1 protein-coding gene, 1 tRNA gene and 2 rRNA genes (1 of these 4 cut by a window edge) are annotated in these 2,500 nt (G+C 56.3%); 3 read left to right on the top strand and 1 reads right to left on the bottom strand.

What is annotated here, in order from left to right; translation table 11 throughout:
• The 3 genes from ACODSN_RS16305 to ACODSN_RS16295 form a co-directional block, all read left to right on the top strand.
• Positions 1 to 1,480: ribosomal RNA gene (locus ACODSN_RS16305) — 23S ribosomal RNA — on the top strand; it begins 1,319 nt to the left of the window's first position.
• Positions 1,481 to 1,659: 179 nt separating this feature from the next.
• Positions 1,660 to 1,774 (top strand): 5S ribosomal RNA (gene rrf / locus ACODSN_RS16300).
• Positions 1,775 to 1,910: 136 nt separating this feature from the next.
• Positions 1,911 to 1,987 (top strand) — tRNA-Met (locus ACODSN_RS16295).
• A 106-nt stretch (positions 1,988 to 2,093) separates the two neighbouring features.
• Here ACODSN_RS16295 and ACODSN_RS16290 read toward each other — a convergent pair.
• Positions 2,094 to 2,500, bottom strand: a 407-nt coding sequence (locus ACODSN_RS16290; RefSeq protein ID WP_489056540.1) for a M24 family metallopeptidase C-terminal domain-containing protein, incomplete at its 5' end; no start/stop codon positions are given.

Genomic DNA, 2,500 nt, shown 5'->3' with positions numbered 1-2,500 from the left:
GTGAGATGCACTGTCGCCGAAATTCCAAGGGTTCCTGCTTAAAGCTAATCTGAGCAGGGTAAGCCGGCCCCTAAGACGAGCCCGAAGGGGGTAGTCGATGGGAACCACGTTAATATTCGTGGGCCTGGAGGTGAGTGACGGATGCCGTAACTGGTCAGGGCTTATTGGATTGCTCCTGGCTGGGAAGGTGTCCCAGGAAATAGCCCCTCCGTATAGACCGTACCCTAAACCGACACAGGTGGAATGGTAGAGTATACCAAGGCGTTTGAGAGAAGTATCCTGAAGGAACTCGGCAAATTGCCTCCGTACCTTCGGAAGAAGGAGGCCCCACATATGCGCAAGCACTTGTGGGGGGCACAGGCCAGGGGGTAGCGACTGTTTAGCAAAAACACAGGGCTCTGCTAAGTCGGCTTCAAGACGACGTATAGGGCCTGACGCCTGCCCGGTGCCTGAAGGTTAAGAGGAGGAGTGCAAGCTCTGAATTGAAGCCCAGGTAAACGGCGGCCGTAACTATAACGGTCCTAAGGTAGCGAAATTCCTTGTCGGGTAAGTTCCGACCTGCACGAATGGCGTAACGACTTCCCCACTGTCTCCAGGATATGCTCAGCGAAATTGAATTCTCCGTGAAGATGCGGAGTACCCGCGGTTAGACGGAAAGACCCCGTGCACCTTTACTGCAACTTCAGAGTGGCATTAGGAAAGAGCTGTGTAGCATAGGTGGGAGGCTTTGAAGCATTGACGCCAGTTGATGTGGAGCCATAGGTGAAATACCACCCTGCTGTTTTCTGATGTCTAACCTCGTACCGTTATCCGGTACAGGGACCCTCTGTGGTGGGTAGTTTGACTGGGGCGGTCGCCTCCTAAAGAGTAACGGAGGCGCGCGATGGTGGGCTCAGGACGGTTGGAAACCGTCTGTTAGAGTGCAATGGCATAAGCCCGCCTGACTGCGAGACTGACAAGTCGAGCAGAGACGAAAGTCGGTCATAGTGATCCGGTGGTCCCTCGTGGAAGGGCCATCGCTCAACGGATAAAAGGTACGCCGGGGATAACAGGCTGATGATTCCCAAGAGCTCATATCGACGGAATCGTTTGGCACCTCGATGTCGGCTCATCACATCCTGGGGCTGGAGCAGGTCCCAAGGGTTTGGCTGTTCGCCAATTAAAGTGGTACGTGAGCTGGGTTCAGAACGTCGCGAGACAGTTTGGTCCCTATCTGCCGTGGGCGTCGAAATTTGAGAGGAGTTGACCCTAGTACGAGAGGACCGGGTTGAACATACCTCTGGTGTACCAGTCGTTCCGCCAGGAGCGCAGCTGGGTAGCTATGTATGGACGGGATAACCGCTGAAAGCATCTAAGCGGGAAGCCTCCCTCAAGATAAGATTTCATCGAGCCGTCGTAGACCACGACGTTGATAGGCCGGATGTGGAAGTGCGGTAACGCATGAAGCTAACCGGTCCTAATGGCTCTGTTCGCGCTAGAGAGTCCCACCATCAACGACAATGCTGGATACAGCAACGTCAGCGATCGGTCGGTTATCAAGCCAGCCCAGATATATATTTACATCTAGACAAATTGTGCACGGTATCGATTAAAAACCCCTGTATAGGGCCCCATTGGACTAATACTCCAATGGGAACCCTTTATGCGCCTGCTTCATTGCTTGGTGACCATAGCGTCTGTGACCCACCCGATCCCATCCCGAACTCGGCCGTGAAACCAGTCTGCGCCGATGGTACTATTGCTCAAGCACTGGAAGAGTAGGGCGTCGCCAGGCATTGAAGCACGCGCATATACAGGAAACAAACCCATTCACAGGTCCGCAGGCGGCCGATCGACCTTCCTCAACGAAGGTTCGGCGGCCGCCCTTTTTTGTTTCTGCCCAGCCACATCGGCAACGGCAGCTTTGGTGGCGCGGGATGGAGCAGCCCGGTAGCTCGTCAGGCTCATAACCTGAAGGTCGTAGGTTCAAATCCTACTCCCGCAACCAAATCATCCCGCAAAGCGCTTCCGGCACAACCGGTAGCGCTTTTTTTATGCCCAAAGTCAGGAAAACTTCCTGACCTGCTCCCCGAAAATCGCCGCGAAACCCACCGTCAAAGCGGCGCGCAGGCCGCCTCAAGCCATGAGCGCGCCCCGCCCTCAAGTTGCGGTCCCACCACCTCCAAAACCCTCGCATGATAGACATCAAGCCAGGTCAGCTCGGCGGCAGTCAGCAGCGCGCGGTCAATGGCGTTGCGGTCGATCGGCGCAAAGGTCAGAGTCTCGAATCCCAGCATCTCCCGCTCCGCCCCCGGCACGTCACGGCTCTCCACCAGCACCAGATTTTCGATCCGGATGCCATAGCCGCCCGCCTTGTAATAGCCCGGTTCGTTGCTGACGATCATGCCCGCCGCCAGCGGCTCGTCCGCCCCGCCCGCCGTCGCGATCCGCTGCGGACCTTCATGTACCGACAGGAAACTGCCAACGCCATGGCCCGTGCCATGCGCGTAATCGAGACCTT

This window comes from Sphingobium sp. FG11 (genome assembly GCF_057809915.1).
The sequence above is the reverse complement of the archived record's forward strand: the minus strand, read 5'-3'. Positions and strand labels throughout refer to the sequence as shown.